Annotated in this window: 22 protein-coding genes; 14 read left to right on the top strand and 8 right to left on the bottom strand. The window is 60.1% G+C overall.

The annotated features are described in order from the left end of the window. Nucleotides 1-16 precede the first annotated feature (16 nt). Together KHA73_RS07720 and KHA73_RS07715 are read right to left on the bottom strand one after the other, a co-directional pair. Nucleotides 17-1,438 (bottom strand): heavy metal sensor histidine kinase, encoded by a 1,422-nt coding sequence (locus KHA73_RS07720; protein ID WP_234590084.1) that lies wholly within the window; start codon nt 1,436-1,438, stop codon nt 17-19. Then, complete coding sequence (locus KHA73_RS07715) at nt 1,435-2,106, bottom strand: heavy metal response regulator transcription factor (protein ID WP_234590082.1); 672 nt, start codon at nt 2,104-2,106, stop codon at nt 1,435-1,437. Before KHA73_RS07715 ends, KHA73_RS07720 begins: the two co-directional genes overlap by 4 nt. A 140-nt stretch (nt 2,107-2,246) precedes the next feature. On the opposite strand from KHA73_RS07715, the gene KHA73_RS07710 reads away from it, so the two are divergent. The 5 genes from KHA73_RS07710 to KHA73_RS07690 all read left to right on the top strand — a co-directional run bounded on the left by KHA73_RS07710 (nt 2,247) and on the right by KHA73_RS07690 (nt 5,769). Next, nucleotides 2,247-2,870 carry a hypothetical protein gene (locus KHA73_RS07710; protein ID WP_234590081.1) on the top strand — a complete coding sequence of 208 codons (624 nt, stop codon included), beginning with the start codon at nt 2,247-2,249 and terminating at the stop codon, nt 2,868-2,870. Between the two features lie 10 nt (nt 2,871-2,880). Continuing rightward, nucleotides 2,881-3,486, top strand: a complete 606-nt coding sequence (locus KHA73_RS07705) for a cytochrome b/b6 domain-containing protein (protein WP_234591205.1) — start codon at nt 2,881-2,883, stop codon at nt 3,484-3,486. Continuing rightward, complete coding sequence (locus KHA73_RS07700) at nt 3,479-4,246, top strand: molybdopterin-dependent oxidoreductase (RefSeq protein WP_234590080.1); 768 nt, start codon at nt 3,479-3,481, stop codon at nt 4,244-4,246. The genes KHA73_RS07705 and KHA73_RS07700 overlap by 8 nt, the downstream gene beginning before the upstream one ends. A gap of 106 nt (nt 4,247-4,352) precedes the next feature. Further along, on the top strand, nt 4,353-5,129 hold the full coding sequence (gene otnI, locus KHA73_RS07695) for a 2-oxo-tetronate isomerase (protein ID WP_234590079.1): 777 nt from the start codon (nt 4,353-4,355) through the stop codon (nt 5,127-5,129). Between the two features lie 109 nt (nt 5,130-5,238). Next, the gene (locus KHA73_RS07690) at nt 5,239-5,769 is read left to right on the top strand and encodes a GNAT family N-acetyltransferase (protein WP_234590077.1); all 531 of its coding nucleotides are present in this window, start codon (nt 5,239-5,241) and stop codon (nt 5,767-5,769) included. Between the two features lie 13 nt (nt 5,770-5,782). Here KHA73_RS07690 and KHA73_RS07685 read toward each other — a convergent pair whose 3' ends face one another. After that, the gene (locus KHA73_RS07685) at nt 5,783-6,655 is read right to left on the bottom strand and encodes a LysR family transcriptional regulator (RefSeq protein WP_234590075.1); all 873 of its coding nucleotides are present in this window, start codon (nt 6,653-6,655) and stop codon (nt 5,783-5,785) included. A gap of 93 nt (nt 6,656-6,748) precedes the next feature. Between KHA73_RS07685 and KHA73_RS07680 the strand changes: the two genes are divergently transcribed. Further along, nucleotides 6,749-7,732, top strand: coding sequence for a nitrilase family protein (locus KHA73_RS07680; protein WP_234590073.1), 984 nt, complete (start codon nt 6,749-6,751; stop codon nt 7,730-7,732). A 103-nt stretch (nt 7,733-7,835) separates the two neighbouring features. On the opposite strand, the gene ompX is transcribed toward KHA73_RS07680, so the two are convergent. From ompX to KHA73_RS07665, 3 genes are read right to left on the bottom strand one after another with little or no spacing between them, the layout of a single operon-like run. Next, complete coding sequence (ompX, locus tag KHA73_RS07675) at nt 7,836-8,354, bottom strand: outer membrane protein OmpX (protein WP_234590072.1); 519 nt, start codon at nt 8,352-8,354, stop codon at nt 7,836-7,838. A 42-nt stretch (nt 8,355-8,396) separates the two neighbouring features. Further along, nucleotides 8,397-8,651, bottom strand: a complete 255-nt coding sequence (locus tag KHA73_RS07670; protein ID WP_234590070.1) for a hypothetical protein — start codon at nt 8,649-8,651, stop codon at nt 8,397-8,399. Next, nucleotides 8,597-8,821, bottom strand: coding sequence for a hypothetical protein (locus KHA73_RS07665; RefSeq protein ID WP_234591391.1), 225 nt, complete (start codon nt 8,819-8,821; stop codon nt 8,597-8,599). The genes KHA73_RS07670 and KHA73_RS07665 overlap by 55 nt, the downstream gene beginning before the upstream one ends. Here KHA73_RS07665 and rhtA point away from each other — a divergent pair. Both rhtA and KHA73_RS07655 read left to right on the top strand, forming a co-directional pair. After that, nucleotides 8,754-9,641, top strand: a complete 888-nt coding sequence (gene rhtA / locus KHA73_RS07660) for a threonine/homoserine exporter RhtA (RefSeq protein ID WP_234590069.1) — start codon at nt 8,754-8,756, stop codon at nt 9,639-9,641. The genes KHA73_RS07665 and rhtA overlap by 68 nt on opposite strands. 132 nt (nt 9,642-9,773) lie before the next feature. Next, entirely contained in the window at nt 9,774-10,241 is a 468-nt protein-coding gene (locus KHA73_RS07655) for a YhcH/YjgK/YiaL family protein (protein WP_234590068.1), read from the top strand. 7 nt (nt 10,242-10,248) lie between these two features. Here KHA73_RS07655 and KHA73_RS07650 read toward each other — a convergent pair whose 3' ends face one another. Further along, the gene (locus tag KHA73_RS07650; RefSeq protein ID WP_234590067.1) at nt 10,249-10,776 is read right to left on the bottom strand and encodes a P-loop NTPase family protein; all 528 of its coding nucleotides are present in this window, start codon (nt 10,774-10,776) and stop codon (nt 10,249-10,251) included. A 383-nt stretch (nt 10,777-11,159) separates the two neighbouring features. Between KHA73_RS07650 and dps the strand changes: the two genes are divergently transcribed. The 6 genes from dps (at nt 11,160) to ybiO (ending at nt 17,005) form a co-directional block, all read left to right on the top strand. Further along, entirely contained in the window at nt 11,160-11,663 is a 504-nt protein-coding gene (gene dps / locus KHA73_RS07645) for a DNA starvation/stationary phase protection protein Dps (protein WP_234590066.1), read from the top strand. A gap of 149 nt (nt 11,664-11,812) precedes the next feature. Further along, nucleotides 11,813-12,079, top strand: a complete 267-nt coding sequence (locus tag KHA73_RS07640) for a DksA/TraR family C4-type zinc finger protein (RefSeq protein WP_234590065.1) — start codon at nt 11,813-11,815, stop codon at nt 12,077-12,079. Nucleotides 12,080-12,426: 347 nt separating this feature from the next. After that, nucleotides 12,427-13,170 (top strand): glutamine ABC transporter substrate-binding protein GlnH, encoded by a 744-nt coding sequence (gene glnH / locus KHA73_RS07635; protein ID WP_234590064.1) that lies wholly within the window; start codon nt 12,427-12,429, stop codon nt 13,168-13,170. 103 nt (nt 13,171-13,273) lie between these two features. Further along, the gene (gene glnP / locus KHA73_RS07630; protein ID WP_234590063.1) at nt 13,274-13,933 is read left to right on the top strand and encodes a glutamine ABC transporter permease GlnP; all 660 of its coding nucleotides are present in this window, start codon (nt 13,274-13,276) and stop codon (nt 13,931-13,933) included. Beyond that, complete coding sequence (glnQ, locus tag KHA73_RS07625; RefSeq protein ID WP_234590062.1) at nt 13,930-14,652, top strand: glutamine ABC transporter ATP-binding protein GlnQ; 723 nt, start codon at nt 13,930-13,932, stop codon at nt 14,650-14,652. The genes glnP and glnQ overlap by 4 nt, the downstream gene beginning before the upstream one ends. A 151-nt stretch (nt 14,653-14,803) precedes the next feature. Beyond that, complete coding sequence (gene ybiO / locus KHA73_RS07620; protein ID WP_252961649.1) at nt 14,804-17,005, top strand: mechanosensitive channel protein; 2,202 nt, start codon at nt 14,804-14,806, stop codon at nt 17,003-17,005. Nucleotides 17,006-17,065: 60 nt separating this feature from the next. Here ybiO and rlmF read toward each other — a convergent pair whose 3' ends face one another. Then, nucleotides 17,066-18,031 carry a 23S rRNA (adenine(1618)-N(6))-methyltransferase RlmF gene (rlmF, locus tag KHA73_RS07615; protein WP_234590060.1) on the bottom strand — a complete coding sequence of 322 codons (966 nt, stop codon included), beginning with the start codon at nt 18,029-18,031 and terminating at the stop codon, nt 17,066-17,068. Between the last annotated feature and the right edge of the window lie 31 nt (nt 18,032-18,062).

The following is an 18,062-nucleotide window of genomic DNA, read 5'->3' as shown; positions in this document are numbered from 1 at the left end:
GTATCAGCGCCCCGCATTAATCGGCAAGCGGGAATATCAGGCTAAAGGTGATGCGCGCCGAGGGTTCACCGGCGCTGCAGTCGGCGCGAGCCTCGCCGCCGTGCAGCGTCATGATGGCGCGCACGATCGACAATCCCAGCCCGCTGGCGTGAGTGCCGGTGCTGCGGGCGGCGTCGGCGCGGTAGAACCGGTCGAACAGCTTGTCGAGATGCCCGGCGGCCAACGGCGGCCCCTGGTTGATCACCCGCACCGCCATTGCGCCGGCCTGGCGGCCCACCCACAGCCGTATCAGGCTGTTTTCATCGGCATAGCGCACCGCATTGGCCACCAGGTTGCTCAACGCCCGTTGAAACAGCATGCCATCCGCCCACAGCGCCCCTTCGCCTTCGCAGCTCAGGGTAATGCCGCGCTCTTCCGCCAGCCCTTCAAAATAGTCGGCGACCCGTTGCAGCTCTTGCGCCGCGTCAAGGCGGCGGTAATTCAGTGCCGATTGCGCATTGTCGGCGCGCGCCAGAAACAGAATGTTCTCCACCATGCGCGAAATGCGCTCCAGCTCTTCCATATTGTTCAGCAGCAGCGTCTCATACTCTTCCACGCTGCGCGGCTGGTACAGCGCCACCTGGCAGTGCCCCATCAGCGCCCCTACCGGGGTGCGAATTTCATGCGCCAGATCGGCGGAGAACTGCGTCAGCCGCTGGTAGCCCTCATTCAGGCGTTCGAGCATGGCGTTAAACGACCGCGTCAGCTGCTGCAGCTCCTGCGGCGCCCCCTGCTCGCTCAGGCGGGTAGAGAGCGTGTTCGGCGCTATCGCCGCGGCCTGCGCCGCCATGCGCCACAGCGGTCTCAGGCCGCGACGCATCACGCCATACCCCAGCAGCGCAATCAGCAAGAACGCCACCGCCACCGCCGCGACGATGCGCGTCAAATAGCGCGCCAGCATTTTCTGTTCGTTCACCAACACGTGCGCGGCGGAAATCTGCAATAGCGTGCCGTCCTCCAGCCGCACCAGCGCCGAGGCCGCGCGCATCGGCACGCCCAGTGGGGTTTCGCCGCCGCGCATCGCATCAAGCCGCTGAGGCTTGTCGGTTGGCGTCGGCGCTATCGGCGGTAGCGTCAGCCGGGCGGGGTTGACGTTGATGAGCGGCTTTTGCCCCGGATGCTGAAAAATCAGCACGTCCTGTTCGTTGCCCAGCATGTTTTCAAACAGGCCGGTATTGGCGGTAAGCCGCGCCAGAGGAAACCGCTGGCTCAGCAAATGGCGAAAATACGCCACCCGCCCGGTAACCTGCAGATCGCTGCGCAGGATCATTTCCTGCCGCATGGCGCTGAACAAGTACCAGCCGGTGCCGCTCACCACCAGCGCCGCCACCAGCGCGAACAGCATGGCGGTGCGCAGCGTCAACGACAGGCTGCGCCAGCGTTGGGCCAGCCCCCTCATGAGCGCGGCTCGCAGACATAGCCGATACCACGCACGCTGTGGATCAGCTTGATGTCGAACGGCCGGTCGATTTTGGCCCGCAGCCGCTTGATCGCCACGTCCACCACGTTGGTGTCGCTGTCGAAATTCATGTCCCATACCTGCGAGGCGATCAGGGTGCGCGACAACACTTCACCCTCGCGCCGCACCAGCAGGTGCAGCAGCATAAACTCCTTGTTGGTCAGCGGGATCACCACCTCCTGGCGCACCGCCCGGCGGCGCAGCACGTCGAGCTGCAGATCGGCGATGGCGTAATGATCGGCCTCGCGCACCGGCCCGCGCCGCAGCAAGGTGCGCAGACGCAAGACCAGTTCGGTAAAGGAAAAGGGTTTGATCAGGTAATCGTCGGCGCCCAGCTCCAGGCCGTGAATGCGGTCCTGCACGCCGTCGCGCGCGGTCAAAAACAGGATCGGCACGTCGCTTTTCTTGCGCAGCACCTCGATAATCTGCCAACCGTCCAGCCCCGGCAGCATGACGTCCAGCACGATGGCGTCGTAATCATGCTCCAACGCCCGAAACAGCCCGTCGGTGCCGTTGCGCGCCAGATCGACGCCGTATCCCGCTTCGCCCAGCCCTTTCTTCAGGTAATCCCCGGTGCCGGCATCGTCTTCAACCACCAATATCCGCATCTTCTCTGCCTCTTTACGCCTGAAAAAATACTAGCAGTTCCGGCGGACAAATTTGATGACATTAATGTCATCAAACGGACATGGTGCTGTCCCGGTTGTTAAACCATGCTTAACCGGCAAACCCATTTCAGGAGAAGGTTATGATTACCCGTCATCGTATTGCCGGTTTACTGTTGTCCACCCTGATGCTGTGCAGCGGCGCCGCGGCTGCGGCCCAAACGCCGGGCAAAGCGATCGCGCCGCTGCGCGGCACTATCGATCAGGTATCCGACAGCAGCTTGCAGCTCACCGACCGTAAAGGCGAAAAAATCAGCGTCAAGCTTAACGATCAGACCAAGGTGCTGAGCGTATCCAAGGGCACGCTGGACGACATCAAGCCCGACAGCTTTATCGGCACCGCCGCCGTACCCCAGCCTGACGGCACCCTCAAGGCGCTGGAGGTGCACGTGTTCGCCGCCAGCCTGCGCGGCACCGGCGAAGGGCACTCCGCCTGGGAGTCGGCCGACGGCAAGGTGGACACCATGACCAACGGCACCGTCGGCAAGCTGGTGAAGTCCAATGGCCGCACGCTGACCGTTAACTATGGCAACCAACAGAAAACCGTCATCGTGCCGGAAGACGTGCCGATAGTCACCCTGGATCCGGGCGAGCGCAGCCTGCTGAAACCGGGCGTGCACATCGTGCTGTTCTCCACCGACGACAAAGGCGAACGCGTCGCCACCCGCATCTCCGCCGGCAAAGACGGCACCGTACCGCCGATGTAAGGAGAAGATGATGAACGCCAACGCGCCGCGGCCGGCGCATCGCTGGCCGGTCCGCCTGACCCACTGGGTTAACCTGTTCGCCATGATTTGCATGTTTATGAGCGGCTGGGAAATCTACAACGCTTCGCCGCTGTTCGGCTTCCGCTTTCCGCCGCAGCTGACGCTCGGCGGCTGGCTGGGCGGCGCGATTGGCTGGCATCTGGCGGTGATGTGGCTGCTGGCGCTCAACGGGCTGTGCTATCTGCTGTGGAGCCTGTTCAGCGGCCATTTTCGTCATGACCTGCTGCCGCTCAGCCTCGGCGCGTTGCGGCGGGATATTTGGCAGGCGATGACGTTGCGCCTGCGGCACCGACATGGCCGCTATAACGCCATCCAGAAGCTGATGTATCTCGGCGTGCTGGCGCTGGGGCTGCTGCTGGTGCTCTCCGGGTTGGCTATCTGGAAACCGGTGCAGCTGCAGGGGCTGGTGAGCCTGTTCGGCGGTTTCGATACCGCACGCTACGTGCACTTTTTCGCCATGGCCGGCATCGGCCTGTTTGTGGTGATCCACGTTTTGATGGTGATCGTCGTGCCGCGCACGCTGTGGGCGATGATCGCAGGTGGCAAGCATGAATGACAAGAAACAACGCCCCACGGCGCCGGCGCTGGAGCCGGATCAGAAAAAGCAGCTGGTGAACCTGCAGCGCCGCCTGATGCTGCGCTCTGGGCTGACGCTGGGCGGCATCGCCATGCTGACCGGCTGCAACATGCAGGACGGCGACCAGGTGGATAAAGTGCTGTGGGCGATGTCACGCTGGAACGATCGCGTGCAGGCATGGTTGTTCAGCGGCCAGCGGCTGGCGCAAACCTACCGTTCCGACCAGATTACCGACCCCTTCCCGTTCAACGCCTTTTACCCCGAGTACAACGTGCCGGAGATCGATCTCGCCGGTTACCGGCTCGAGGTCTCCGGCAAGGTGGAGAAAAAAGCGCCCTGGACGCTGGAACAGCTGCAGCGGTTGCCGCAGCAAAGCCAGATCACCAGGCTCATCTGCATCGAGGGCTGGAGCGCCATCGGCCAGTGGGGCGGCGTGCCGCTGCGCGCTTTTCTGCAGCACGTCGGCGCCGATCTGCACGCCGGCTACGTCGGCTTTAAATGCGCTGACCGCTACTACTCGAGCATCGATATGGCCACGGCGCTGCACCCGCAAACCATTCTGGCACTGGATTTCGGCGGCAAGGCGCTGCCGGCGGACTACGGCTACCCGCTGCGGCTGCGGGTGCCCACCAAACTGGGGTTCAAGAACGCCAAACATATCGCCGCCATTTTCGTCAGCGACACCAATCCGGGCGGCTACTGGGAAGACCAGGGCTACAACTGGTTCAGCGGCATTTAATTTTCGGCGAAAGATAGGCCGGCGGCTGATTTTCACGCTTGGATCGGGAGGCCGCTCGCTATAGGCTGTGGCCAAGAGCCCATCGCCGCGTGACCGGAGCTGAACAATGCCCAAATTTGCCGCCAATTTATCGATGATGTTTAACGAGCTGCCGTTTCTTGAGCGCTTCGACGCCGCCGCCGCACAGGGCTTCAAGGCGGTAGAGTTTCTGTTTCCCTATGAACACCCCGCCGAATTGCTGGCGCAGAAGCTGCGCGCCAACGGCTTGCAGCAGGTGCTGTTCAACACCGCGCCGGGGGATGCCGACGCCGGCGAATGGGGTCTGGCGGCCCTGCCCGGCCGTGAGCAAGATGCGCGCGCAGAGATTGACCGGGCGCTGGCCTACGCCATCGCGCTCAATTGCCCCAGCGTGCACGTCATGGCCGGCGTAGTGCCGCCGGGCGAGGACCGGCAGCGCTACCGCGAGGCCTTTATCGGCAACGTCCGCTACGCCGCCGATACCTTCGCCAAACGCGGCGTCAAGGTGCTGCTCGAAGCCCTCAGCCCGCAGGTAAAGCCCAACTACCTGTTTTCCAGCCAATACCAGGCGGCGGAACTGGTCGCGGCGATCGGGCGCCCCAACGTTTTCATGCAGTTTGATTTCTTCCACGCACAGTTGGTGGACGGCAACATCAGCGGACTCATTCACCAGTTGGCTGGCCGCTATGCCCACATTCAGATAGCCTCGGTCCCCGGCCGCCATGAGCCGGACGATGGCGAACTGAACTACCCCTGGCTGTTCGGGCAACTGGACGCCGTCGGCTATCAGGGCTGGATTGGCTGCGAATACCGGCCGCGCGGGGATACCGCCGCCGGGCTTGATTGGCTGAGGCCCTACCTGTAACACCCGAGCGCTTTCCCGTTCACCTGGCGGCGGTGGCTGACGGGGCAACTTCTCTGGCATACTGTGGCGCTGTTTGTCACCTCCTTTTCCCTTATGCTGGAGCAGGATAATGATCCCCATCACCACCGCCCCGACGCTTATCACCGAACGCTTACGGCTGGATGCGCATACGCTTGACGACTTCGATGCCTTGGCCGCCATGTGGGCCGACCCTGAGGTCGTGCGCTATATCGGCGGCACGCCGCGCGACCGCGAAGACTCCTGGGGGCGCCTGATGCGTTACACCGGCCACTGGGCATTGCTGGGTTACGGCTACTGGGCGGTGCGCGATAAAATCAGCGGCGAATACCTTGGCGGTATCGGCTTTTCCAATTTCCAGCGCGACATTGCCCCGGCGCTCGACGCGCCGGAAATGGGCTGGACTCTGGTGACCTCGGCGCAGGGCAAAGGGTACGCCACCGAAGCGCTGCGCGCGGCATTGGCGTGGGGGAAAGAGCGCTTACCGGGCGGCAGCACGGTATGCATTATTTCGCCGGACAACCAGCCCTCGCTGGCGTTGGCGCGCAAGGTCGGTTTCAGCGAAAGCCACCGCAGCGAATACCATCACAGCCCGATAGTGGTGATGCGCTGCCCGTTATAGCCCGCGGCAGCGGCTAGCCCTGCCGGGCGGCCAACGCCACCTGAACGAAATTGTCGCGCAGCGCGTCGGGCCGCTGCGGATCCCAGGCGATACCCACCTGCCACTCCGTTTCTTCGCCGCTCAGCGGCAGGATGTCGATGCCGGCCGGGGCAATGTGCGTGACGCTGTGCGGCAACAGGGCGACGCCGATGCCGGCGGCGACCAGCGCCAGCAGCGTCTGGATATCCCCGGCCTGCTGTACGATGTTCGGCGCCAGCTGATTGGCGGCGATAAAGCGCAACGTCTGATCGCTCAATCCGCGCCCGCGCTTCGGCGTCAGCTGCAGCAGCGGCAACAGGCTGAACTGCGCCATCAGCGCCTCGGGCCGCAGCTCCAGCGCCGCCGGTGCGGCCAAAACCAGCCGGTCGTTCAGCAAGGCGGCGGCGCGCAGCGGCGTGTTGACCGGCAGACGCACGAATCCTGCCTGCAGATCCCCCTGCAGCAGCATCTGATATTGCCGTTCCGAAGGCAGATCCTCCAGCCCGACCGCCACCTCGGGGAATTGCCGGCGGAAGGCGGCGACCAGCCTGGGCGCCAGATGAAAACTGGACAAGCCAAACCCCAGCGCCAACCTGCCCGCCTCCCCCTGCACCACCCGCCGCGCACGTTGCTGAAACCGCAGATGCTGCTCCACCAGCGCCCGCGCCTCGGGGTACAGCCGCTGGCCGCTGGCGGTAAGCTGCGCGCCCTGGCGCCCGCGCTCGAACAGCCGGGCGCCGAGCTGGCTTTCCAGCGCCTGGATCTGTTTGCTGAGCGCCGGCTGAGTGATGCACAGCAGGCTCGCCGCCTGACGGTAATTGCCCTGTTCGGCCAGCGCCACCAGGGCGCGCAGTTGTCGAATATCCATTCCAGAAGGTTATCAAAAGGGGAATTTAATTGATTATACAGTAATCAAATGGCCTGCTGTAATCAATGCAGGCTCACTACTGAAGGTAATGTTATGAATGCTTCCCTGCGCGCCGCGACGGTGCAATTTCAGCACCGCGCCAACGACAAGAACTACAACCTGACGACGATGGAGGATTTTATCGCTCAGGCCGCCGCCGAGCGGATCCAGCTGCTGGCTTTCCCGGAAATGTGCATCACCGGCTACTGGCACGTGCGCCACCTTGCCGCCGCAGAAGTGCGGGCGCTGGCGGAACCCATTGCCACCAGCCCCTCCCTGGCGCGTATCCGCCCGCTGGCGGAACGCTATAATATGGCGATCGGCGTGGGTCTGATCGAACTTGGCGATGACGGCCGCTGTTACAACGCCTACGCCGTCTGCCTGCCCGACGGCAAGCTGCACGTGCACCGCAAGCTGCACGCCTTTGAGCACCCGGAGATCGCCAGCGGCGACGGCTTTACGGTATTTGATACGCCATGGGGGGTACGGGTCGGGGTGTTGATTTGCTGGGACAACAACCTGGTGGAGAACGTGCGCGCCACCGCGCTGCTGGGCGCCGAGGTGCTGCTGGCGCCACATCAAACCGGCGGGACTCATTCGCGCAGCCCGCACGGCATGAAGCCCATCCCGCTGGCGCTATGGCAACAACGCGCAGAAAACCCGCAGGCGATAGAAGCGGCGTTTCGTGGCGAACACGGCCGCGGCTGGCTGATGCGCTGGCTGCCTGCTCGCGCGCATGACAATGGCCTGTTCGTGCTGTTCAGCAACGGCGTAGGCCGCGATGACGACGAGGTGCGCACCGGCAACGCGATGATCCTCGATCCTTATGGCCGCGTGCTGGCGGAAACCTGCGCGGCGGCGGATCGCATGGTAACCGCCGAACTCGATTTGTCATTGATCCCGCTCAGCACCGGCCGCCGCTGGATCCTTGGGCGCCGCCCGGATCTGTACGCCATCCTTACCGAGCCACAGGGCTACGAACGCGACGCCCGCAGCGCGCGGTTTTCAACGCAGCCGGCGAGTAAACTGGGCAAATAACCCACCGGCCAACCAACGGGCAAAAAAAAATCCGCCCGAAGGCGGATTTTTATCTGGTGCGGAAATAGCGCCGCACGCTCACGCCCTCGGGCGTGGGGAAGACTTAGAAACGGTAGCCTACGCCAACGCTCCAGATGCCAACGTCAACGCTGCGGATACGGCTCTGCTCGTAACCAACATCCAGAGCAACGTCCTGGATTGGGTTGAACTGCAGGCCTGCACCGTAGGTGAAGCCGTAGTCGCTGTTGCCGCCTTTGATGCCGCCAGCCTGTGCGTTGTCGATGTTTTTGCCGTAGCCAACACCAACTACACCGTAGATGCTAGCCCAGTCGTTGAAACGGTAAGCTGGACCTGCGGTGATGGAGTCATACTGAGACTTTTTGTAGAAACCATCTTGAGCACGGTTCTTTTCCACGTGGGTGAAGGAACCGATCACGCCCAGTGGGTTGTTGTCGAACTCGTAACGATATTTCAGGTTGAAACCGTTGGCTTTGTTAGCAACGCCTTGGAGATCACCCTGCGCATAGCCAGCGGATACGGTGCTCTGACCAGCGAATGCGGTACCTGCGCTAACTGCTAATACGCAAGCTGCTACTGCGGAAAGACATGCAATTTTTTTCATAACCACCTCAAACGCGTTTTATTATTAAGTACATCCATTTGTTCATGCTTTGAAAATATAACAAAAATTGGCGTGAAACTCTGCCTTGAATTGAGTGTCTAATGCTTTATATCGTGTAACAGAAGATTTCAAGCACAGCGTATCTGCTTCTTTTCGCTCTATTTTCGGCCGTATTTTACGTCTTTCTGTGACAAAAATCACCAATTTAATATCCAGACAATTCTTAAATAAATGCGCACTTTTTAACCATTTTCGCTGGCTGCGCGCCAAACCACGGCGGATTTCACCGCTTCGCACGCTTTTCCCAGACAGATTTTCGTCATTTCATTTACACTGCCCACATCCGTATTTCGATCGTTTTCCCAGGGTTTGGGGGCGATGCATAAAAGGCTCATCAGGATGTCTTCATCTGCAACCGGCAAAGCGTCATCCACGCTGTTGCCCATCTGCTTGTTAATCATTGCCATGGTGTCCATCCAGGGGGGCGCATCGCTGGCTAAAAGCCTGTTTCCGCTGGTCGGCGCCGAAGGCATCACCACCCTGCGCCTGGGCATCGGCACGCTGATCCTGTTTATTATTTTTCGACCGTGGCGCATGCGTTTCGCCGCAGGCAGCCGTTTGCCGCTGCTGGTTTACGGCCTGGCGCTGGGCTCGATGAACTACCTGTTTTATCTTTCGCTGCGCACCGTCCCGCTCGGCATCGCGGTGGCACTCGAGTTTACCGGCCCGCTGGCGGTGGCCATGTTCTCATCGCGCAGGCCGATCGACTTCTTATGGGTGGCGCTGGCGATTACCGGCCTGTGGTTCCTGCTGCCGCTGGGGCATGACATGGGCAGCATAGATCCCTTTGGCGCGGCCTGTGCGCTGGGCGCCGGGGCCTTTTGGGCGGTCTATATCATCTTTGGCCAAAGAGCCGGCGGCGATCACGGCCCTGGCACGGTTGCCGTCGGTTCGCTGATCGCCGCCCTGGTGTTTTGCCCAATCGGCGCCTGGCAAACCGGCAGCGCGCTACTGAATATCGATATTTTGCCCGTCGCCCTGGCGGTGGCCATTCTCTCTACCGCACTGCCCTACTCGCTTGAAATCATTGCGTTGCCGAAAATCCCCGCCCGCACCTTCGGTACGCTGATGAGCCTGGAGCCGGCGATGGCGGCCCTTTCCGGCATGCTGTTCCTCAACGAACACCTGAGCGGGACCCAGTGGCTGGCGCTGGCGGCGATTATCGCCGCCTCTATGGGTTCCACCTTCACCATCAAGCCCAAACCGCAGCTCGAGAACCTCTCCTGACCTTTTCGCCCGCCGGCGTTATCCGCAACGGAATGCAGGCGGGTTAACTGTTTTTACCGCGATAAACCGGCATAATTCTCCCGTAGCCTGCCTGACGGGCTCTTTGGACTTTCGCTCACATGGAGAATAACGGTGATTCACAACAGCCTCTTCAACCCCCGCTATGGCCGCGGGCTCTCGCCGGCGCTGGCCGAAACCCTCACGACGCTGCGTCAACAGGATCTGGCCGAATTGGCGCCGGGCCGGCATGCCATCGACGGGGACCGCATTTTTATGGATGTCATGACCCTGATGACCGGCGCGGAGGAGGAAAAGCGCGCCGTACTGCATCAGGAGTATGCCACCCTCCACCTGCTGATCAGCGGCGAAGAACGTTTCGATTACGGGCTGCCGGGAGAGTGGCGCAGCGAATGCGCTTACGACGAACGCAACGATGTTCAGTTGCTCGGCAATGGCCGCCTGCCACAATCGTTGCATCTGACACACGGCATGTTCGTCATTGTATCCCAGATGGAACCCTATAAATGCGGCTGCCACTGGCGGCGCCCGCAGCAAATCAAGAAAGCGGTGATCAAAATCCACCACCGGCTGCTGGTGTAAAGCCGGCTTAAAGATCCTGCAGAAAGGCGGCGGCCTGCCGGGGGGAACGCAGGCGGATGAAGCGGATGTTGCCATCGGCCTGGGCCATCTCCGCCAGATACTTTACCCGGTTCTGGCGGTAGGTCCTGAAGGTCCACAGAATGATGGAGTCGCGGCTGAAGAACGAGCGGCGAAAACTTTCCCGGTTGCCGGTGCCTGGCCACAGCTCTGCGCGCGTCGCCGCCCGCCAAAACGCACGACGCACCGCCTGAAACAGCGTACGGCCAAAACTGTAATCGACCCAAACCACCCAATCGATCTCACGCCACTTTATCGCCCGGGTGCGGGTATAGTTGCCGTCAAGCACCCATCCTTCCCCTGCGCCAGCCAACGCTTCGGCAACCCGCTGCAAAAAAGCCTCGTCGGGCGTGCCCTGCCAGCCAGGCCGCCAGTACAGCCTGTCCATCTCGAGATAAGGCACGGCCAACTTTTCCGCCAGCTTGCGGGCCAGCGTGCTTTTACCGCTGCCGCTGGTTCCAACCACATTAATTTTCATCGAATAGAGACCGGGTGAATGCAGATCCAGAAGATTTTAGCCGCCGCGGCGGGTGCTATCAATATGAATCCCCGACCAATTAACAGCCTGTAAACAAACTGCCATCTTATTATTTACCCACATAGACATCGGGACGAAAATAGGCGACTGGCCGGAAAAATTTATTATGAAAGGGAAAATATCGAATAAAAACAAAAATTAAATTTCATTTAAATTCATTTAATTACAAATAAAAACAATTTCACCTGGTTTTTATGCTGGCTTGCCAAGTTAGACAGAACCTATTTATCCGATAGCCATTTTCGCCCTGCAAAAATAACTCTGCCTGCTATAATTACTTCGGTAACAAAATAGGACAACGACTAATCGAGAGGATATCTGATATGAGTACCGCTAAACTGGTGAAAACGAAATCTTCTGACCTGCTTTACACCCGCAATGATCTGGACGAAAAAACCAAACTGGCCGCCATCAAGGCGCTGAACCATCAGGTGGTGCAGTTCATCGATCTTTCGTTGATCACCAAACAGGCGCACTGGAACATGCGCGGCGCCAACTTTATCGCGGTCCATGAAATGCTGGACGGCTTCCGCACCGCCATTATCGATCACCAGGACACCTTCGCTGAGCGCGTGGTGCAGCTGGGTGGCGTGGCGCTGGGCACGGTGCAGGTGGTTAACGACAAAACCCCGCTGAAAAGCTACCCAACCAACATCCACAGCGTACAAGAGCACCTGAAAGCGCTGGCAGACCGCTACGGCGCAGTGGCGAACGACATTCGCAAGGCGATTACCGAAGTGGAAGATGAAGACACCGCCGACATGTTTACCGCCGCATCGCGCGATCTGGACAAGTTCCTGTGGTTTATTGAATCCAATATCGAATAACGCCATTTGGCGCATCACCGCCGCCCGCGTTTAAGGGCGATACGACAGGCTGCGGGCTTTCCCCCAGCCTGTTTTCTTTTGCTTCACGGTTGCATTGTCTAAAAAACGTTCCATATTAAGCAGAGAACCAATCTTGCAAGGAGGTCACCATGGCAAGCGGATGGGCGGCCGACGGCGCCGTACAGGATCAAATCGACTCCACCGTCGACGACGCGGTACAGCGCGCGCGCAGCGCACTGGGGCACGGCGAGAGTGAACATTTTTGTCAGGAATGCGGGGAAGAAATCCCGTTGGCGCGGCGCCAGGCGCTGAAAGGCGTGCGTTTTTGCCTGGCCTGCCAGAACGCGCTGGATAAAAAACAATCCGCCGGCAGTTTGTACAACCGCCGCGGCAGCAAAGACAGCCAGCTGCGCTAAGGCTTTTGGCCCAGCGGTATCCCGCCTGGCGAACACTCTTGCACCAGATGCAACATCATTGCGTCAGGAAAGTTAGAGTTAGTTATCAATATTGAAGCAAAAACGTTAACTATCGGTTGTTTCACAGCCATTATTTGGTTAATGATAGCCCGGTGCACCAAGACAAATCCGACGCACCATTTTGGTGCCTCACGGTGGTGCATAAAAATAATAATTCGCCGCCAAGGCACAACATCCGGCTACAACTCTTTGTTTTTATAGTAGTTGAAAACATGGCACGATTTTTTCATGGCACCAACTGCAATATAAAAAATGGGTAATCCGCAACCTGTACAGGAATTCCTCTCATGAAGTCAATTTTTAAAGTCTCCCTGGCCGCACTTTCCCTGGCCTTTGCCGTAAGTTCTCACGCAGCAGACAAACTGGTGGTCGCCACCGACACCGCCTTCGTTCCTTTCGAATTCAAGCAGGGCGATAAATACGTCGGTTTCGACATCGACCTTTGGGCCGCCGTAGCTAAAGAGCTGAAGCTGGATTACACCCTGAAGCCTATGGACTTCAGCGGCATCATCCCGGCTCTGCAGACCAAGAACGTCGATCTGGCGCTGGCCGGGATCACCATTACCGACGAACGCAAAAAAGCCATCGAGTTCTCCGACGGCTACTACAAAAGCGGCCTGCTGGTGATGGTTAACGCCAACGACGACAGCGTGAAAAGCATCGACGATCTGAACGGCAAAGTGGTGGCGGTGAAGAGCGGCACCGGCTCGGTGGATTACGCCAAGCAGCACATCAAAACCAAAGACCTGCGTCAGTTCCCGAACATCGACAACGCCTATATGGAACTGGGCACCAAGCGCGCTGACGCCGTGTTGCACGACACGCCAAACATCCTGTACTTCATCAAAACCGCAGGCGCCGGCAAGTTCAAAACCGTGGGCGACTCGCTGGAAGCCCAGCAGTACGGCATCGCCTTCCCGAAAGGCAGTGACGAACTGCGCGTGAAGGTAAACGGCGCATTGAAAACCCTGCGCGACAACGGCACCTACAACGAAATCTACAAGAAATGGTTCGGTACCGAGCCTAAGTAATTCAGACGTTGCTAAATTATTAACTTAAGCACAGGGGGGTAGCTTAACCCCCTGCGCTTTGTCGTATCTGATTCCCACCTTTGGGATCGCCGGGAGAAATATCATGCAGTTCGACTGGAGCGCCATCTGGCCCGCCATCCCCATTCTGTTGGAAGGCGCCAAAATGACCCTGTGGATTTCGGTCCTCGGTCTGATTGGCGGCCTGATCATCGGCCTTGTCGCCGGTTTTGCCCGCACCTACGGCGGTTGGCTAGCCAACCACATCGCCCTGGTGTTTATCGAAGTGATCCGCGGCACGCCGATCGTCGTGCAGGTGATGTTTATCTACTTCGCCCTGCCGATGGCCTTTACCGACCTGCGCATCGACCCGTTCAGCGCGGCGGTGGTCACCATTATGATCAACTCCGGCGCCTATATCGCCGAGATCACCCGCGGTGCGGTGCTGTCGATCCACAACGGCTTCCGCGAAGCCGGCCTGGCGCTCGGCCTGTCGCGGCGCGAAACCATCCGCTACGTCATTATGCCGCTGGCGCTGCGCCGCATGCTGCCGCCGCTGGGCAACCAGTGGATCATCAGCATCAAAGACACTTCGCTGTTCATCGTGATCGGCGTGGCGGAACTGACCCGTCAGGGCCAGGAAATTATTGCCGGTAACTTCCGCGCGCTGGAGATTTGGAGCGCCGTAGCGGTTATTTACCTGATTATCACTCTGGTGCTGAGCTTCGTTCTGCGTCGTCTGGAAAGAAGGATGAAAATCCTGTGATTGAATTTAAAAACGTCTCCAAGCATTTTGGCCAAACCCAGGTGCTGCACAACATCGATCTGAATATCGCCAAAGGTGAAGTGGTGGTGATTATCGGGCCCTCCGGCTCCGGCAAATCCACCCTGCTGCGCTGCATCAACAAACTGGAAGAGATAACCAGCGGTGATCTGATCGTCGACGGCCTGAAGGCCAACGATCCGAAAGTGGACGATCGCCTGATCCGCCAGGAAGCCGGCATGGTGTTCCAGCAGTTCTACCTGTTCCCGCACCTGACCGCGCTGGAAAACGTCGCCTTCGGCCCGATCCGCGTGCGCGGTGCGAAAAAATCGGACGCGGAAAAGCTGGCGCGCGAGCTGCTGGCCAAGGTTGGCCTGGCCGAGCGTGCGCATCATTACCCTTCCGAGCTGTCCGGCGGCCAGCAACAGCGCGTGGCTATCGCCCGTGCGTTGGCGGTGAAGCCGAAAATGATGCTGTTCGACGAGCCCACCTCGGCGCTCGATCCCGAACTGCGTCACGAAGTGCTGAAGGTAATGCAGGATCTGGCGGAAGAAGGCATGACCATGGTGATAGTCACCCATGAGGTCGGCTTTGCCGAAAAAGTGGCGTCGCGATTGATCTTTATCGACAAGGGGCGCATCGCCGAAGACGGCAATCCGCACGACCTGATCAATCACCCGCCAAGCCCGCGCCTGCAGGAATTCCTGCAGCACGTTTCCTGAACCCTCCCCTCAACGGCGGGCGCCCAGTGCGCCCGCCGTCGCTTTTAGCACGCGTTACCACACCCCGCCGCGTTACACTCCCTACTATACTCATTGTTTTTTATCACCTTTATGTTTAATCCGCCGATCACAGAACGCCAAGAGAGGAAAAATGCCGCCAAACGCATGCTCCCGATTCAGTTCTCATCTGCGAGAACGCCTGTTTCCCTTGCTGCTGTTGCTGATGTTAAGCAGCGCGGCGCCGTTGGCCCTGGCGCAAGGCGCGCCGCCCGCTCCCGCCGATCGGGCGGAGCAGCAGAAGGCTTCCTACGCCGCGCTGGCGGATATCCTGCAGGACGATAAGGCGCGCGCCGAACTTATCGCCCATTTAAAACAGGCCGCCGGCGAAACGCCGCCCGCCCAGCCCCAGGCCCCGCCCGCAGAGCAGCCAACCACGCTGAGCGATAGCCTGAGCAACCTGGCGCAGGACGGTATCGGCAGTTTCAACCAAAAGCTGAGTTCGCTGCAAAAGCTGATCGATTCCGGCCCCAAACGCCAATTCCATCCGGCCAGCTTCTTGCGCGCACTGGGCTATTTCCTGTTGACGGTGGCGGTGACCTTCGCCCTGTTCCACCTGATCCGTCGCCTGATAGCGCCGCTGTACAAACGCATGGGCAGTTGGGGGCACAACGCCAGGTTGCAGCACGGCCCCTGGTATAAACGCCCCGCCGCCATTCTCGGCGCCTTCGCCGTCGATCTGCTGGTGCTGCTGCTGGCGCTGGCGGCGGGCAATATGTTCGCCCGCCACGTGCATGCCGACAGCGCCACCATCCAACGTCTGCAAACGCTGTTTCTCAGCGCCTTTGCGGTGATTGAATTCTTCAAGGCGGTGCTGCGGCTGATCTTCGCCCCCAACTTTGACTACCTGCGCCCCTTCCCCTTCAGCGACGCCGGCGCCCATTACTGGAATAAGCGCCTGGCCTGGCTCAGCGGCCTGATCGGCTATGGCCTGATGGTGGTGGTGCCGGTGGTGGCGGTGCAAATCAGCTATCCGGCCGCCGCCGCGGTCAATCTGGTGGTGATGCTGGCGCTGACGCTGTACGCCATCTGGCTGATACTGCATAACCGCAAGCCGATACAGCAGCAAATCAACCTGCTGGCGGAACGTTCGATGGCGTTTTTCAGCGTGATCCTGCGCGGCCTGGGGCACCTCTGGCATCTGTTGGCGATCGCCTATTTCCTGGTGCTGTTCGTGCTTTCGCAGTTCGACATCGGCAACAGCCTGCGCTTTATGATGAGCGCCACGGTGAAAAGCCTGCTGGTGGTCGGCGTGGGCGCCCTGCTCTCCGGCATGCTCACCCGCTGGATTTTCCGCCGCATCTCGCTGCCGGCCGACGTTAACCTGCGCTACCCGATGCTGGAGCGGCGCATCAATTCCTACATCCCCAACGGTTTGAAAATCTTACGGGTGATGGTGGTGCTGGCGGTGACGCTGTTCCTGTGCGACGCCTGGCATCTGATCAACCTCTACCACTGGGCAAGCAGCGACAGCGGCGAAAAGATCATTGGCGGGCTGGTGCACATTCTGCTGATCCTGCTGATCGCGGTATTCAGCTGGACCCTGCTGGCCAGCATTATCGAACACCGGCTGGCGCTGGAGATGAGCAACGGCATTCGCCCGAGCGCACGCGAACGCACCTTGTTGACCCTGTTTCGCAACGTGTTGGCCATCGTGATCAGCACCATCACCATCATGATCGTGCTGTCACAGGTGGGGCTCAACATTGCGCCGCTGCTGGCGGGCGCCGGCGCGCTCGGCCTGGCCATCAGCTTTGGCGCGCAAACGCTGGTGAAGGATGTGATAACCGGCGTGTTCATCCAGTTTGAAAACGGCATGAACACCGGTGAATACGTCACCGTCAGCGGTATCACCGGCACCGTCGAACGCATGACCATCCGCTCGATCGGCCTGCGCGACGACTACGGCGTTTACCACATCGTTCCCTTTTCTTCGATCACCACGTTGGCCAACTATGCGCGCGAATTCGGCATTTACCGCGCCAACTACAGCGTCAGCCGCGACGAAGACATCGACCGGGTGAATGAGGTGCTGCATCAGGCCGTCGAGGCGCTGAAGCAGGATGAACAGGTGAAGCATTTCCTGGTGGGCGAGCCGGTGTTTAACGGCGTCGTGGCATTGGGCGACCGTTCCTTCACCACCCGGGTTACGGTGCGCACTCAGGCGCTGAAACAGTGGGTGGTGCAATACGCTCTCGACCGGCTGGTGAAGATGCAGTTCGATCAGGCCGGCATCGCCATGCCGCAGCAGGCGATGCAGCTGTCGTATGCGCCAGAGCAACACCAGCCTGAATGACCCCTCAAGGGGCACGGCAAGCCGCGCCCCTTCCGGCCGAATAACCGGCGCCGGAGGGAATTAACGCCAGCGTTCAGCGGCCCAGGCGGCCTGTTGCTCGGCGTCGTGGAAGGTCCAGGCGACGAAGCGGCTGATCTTTTGCCCCTGCGCCATCTCAATGGTGCGCACCTCGGCCGCGCCCGCCAGCTTCAGCGCATGGTAAATCGCCGGCAGCGTGGTGTTCCTGGAAATCAGCGAGGTGAACCACAGGCAGTTTTGCGCCTTGCCGACGCTCTCTTCCACCATCTTGCGCACGAAGGCCTCTTCGCCGCCTTCACACCACAGTTCGTTGTTCTTGCCGCCGAAGTTCTGTACCGGCTTGTCGGCCACCTCGCCTTTACCCAGCTTGTGCAGCTTGCGGCGAGTGCTGGCGCGCGCTTCCTGCTCGGAACCGTGGAACGGCGGGTTACACAAGGTGGCGTCGAACTTCTCGGCCACGCCGATCGTGCCGGTGAAAATAAACTCCGGCTGTTTTTGCAACCGCAGCCGCACGCTGTTGCGCAGCGTCGGGTTCATCTCGACGATCATTTTGGCGGAGCTGAGCGACACCGGGTCGATCTCGGTGCCGGTGAAACGCCAGCCGTATTCGCGCAGGCCAACGATCGGGTAAATGCAGTTGGCGCCAACGCCAACGTCGAGCACAGCCACCCCTTTGCCGCGCGGGATCTCGCCGCCGTTGCAGGAGGCCAGCAAATCCGCCAGGTGGTGCAGATAATCGGCGCGGCCGGGGATCGGCGGGCACAGGTAGTCTGCCGGAATATCCCAATGCTCAATGCCATAGAAGTGTTGCAGCAACGCACGGTTGAGCATTTTCACCGCCGCAGGATCGGCGAAATCGACCGAGACATCGCCCCAGGCGTTTGGCTTCACAAACGGCTCCAACGCCGGGCAACTGGCGATCAGCGCCGGAAAATCATAGCGTGAACGATGACGGTTGCGCGGGTGCAGGCCGCTTTTCTGCTGCGGGAAGGTTTTCTTTTTTTCCACCGTGACGGGCTCTCTTGAAGGTATTTCTGGC

This window comes from Serratia entomophila, from assembly GCF_021462285.1.
GTDB lineage: Bacteria > Pseudomonadota > Gammaproteobacteria > Enterobacterales > Enterobacteriaceae > Serratia > Serratia entomophila.
This window is presented reverse-complemented; position numbering and strand designations above follow the sequence as displayed.

Coding starts and splice junctions, on each gene's coding strand:
- KHA73_RS07700 (WP_234590080.1), top strand. CDS start 3,479: ATGAATGACAAGAAACAACGCCCCACGGCGCCGGCGCTGGAGCCGGAT.
- KHA73_RS07650 (WP_234590067.1), bottom strand. CDS start 10,776: ATGAAAATTAATGTGGTTGGAACCAGCGGCAGCGGTAAAAGCACGCTG.
- KHA73_RS07685 (WP_234590075.1), bottom strand. CDS start 6,655: ATGGATATTCGACAACTGCGCGCCCTGGTGGCGCTGGCCGAACAGGGC.
- KHA73_RS07690 (WP_234590077.1), top strand. CDS start 5,239: ATGATCCCCATCACCACCGCCCCGACGCTTATCACCGAACGCTTACGG.
- glnP (WP_234590063.1), top strand. CDS start 13,274: ATGCAGTTCGACTGGAGCGCCATCTGGCCCGCCATCCCCATTCTGTTG.
- KHA73_RS07640 (WP_234590065.1), top strand. CDS start 11,813: ATGGCAAGCGGATGGGCGGCCGACGGCGCCGTACAGGATCAAATCGAC.
- KHA73_RS07715 (WP_234590082.1), bottom strand. CDS start 2,106: ATGCGGATATTGGTGGTTGAAGACGATGCCGGCACCGGGGATTACCTG.
- dps (WP_234590066.1), top strand. CDS start 11,160: ATGAGTACCGCTAAACTGGTGAAAACGAAATCTTCTGACCTGCTTTAC.
- KHA73_RS07665 (WP_234591391.1), bottom strand. CDS start 8,821: ATGGCAATGATTAACAAGCAGATGGGCAACAGCGTGGATGACGCTTTG.
- rhtA (WP_234590069.1), top strand. CDS start 8,754: ATGTCTTCATCTGCAACCGGCAAAGCGTCATCCACGCTGTTGCCCATC.
- KHA73_RS07680 (WP_234590073.1), top strand. CDS start 6,749: ATGAATGCTTCCCTGCGCGCCGCGACGGTGCAATTTCAGCACCGCGCC.
- ybiO (WP_252961649.1), top strand. CDS start 14,804: ATGCCGCCAAACGCATGCTCCCGATTCAGTTCTCATCTGCGAGAACGC.
- ompX (WP_234590072.1), bottom strand. CDS start 8,354: ATGAAAAAAATTGCATGTCTTTCCGCAGTAGCAGCTTGCGTATTAGCA.
- KHA73_RS07710 (WP_234590081.1), top strand. CDS start 2,247: ATGATTACCCGTCATCGTATTGCCGGTTTACTGTTGTCCACCCTGATG.
- KHA73_RS07705 (WP_234591205.1), top strand. CDS start 2,881: ATGAACGCCAACGCGCCGCGGCCGGCGCATCGCTGGCCGGTCCGCCTG.
- otnI (WP_234590079.1), top strand. CDS start 4,353: ATGCCCAAATTTGCCGCCAATTTATCGATGATGTTTAACGAGCTGCCG.
- glnH (WP_234590064.1), top strand. CDS start 12,427: ATGAAGTCAATTTTTAAAGTCTCCCTGGCCGCACTTTCCCTGGCCTTT.
- KHA73_RS07720 (WP_234590084.1), bottom strand. CDS start 1,438: ATGAGGGGGCTGGCCCAACGCTGGCGCAGCCTGTCGTTGACGCTGCGC.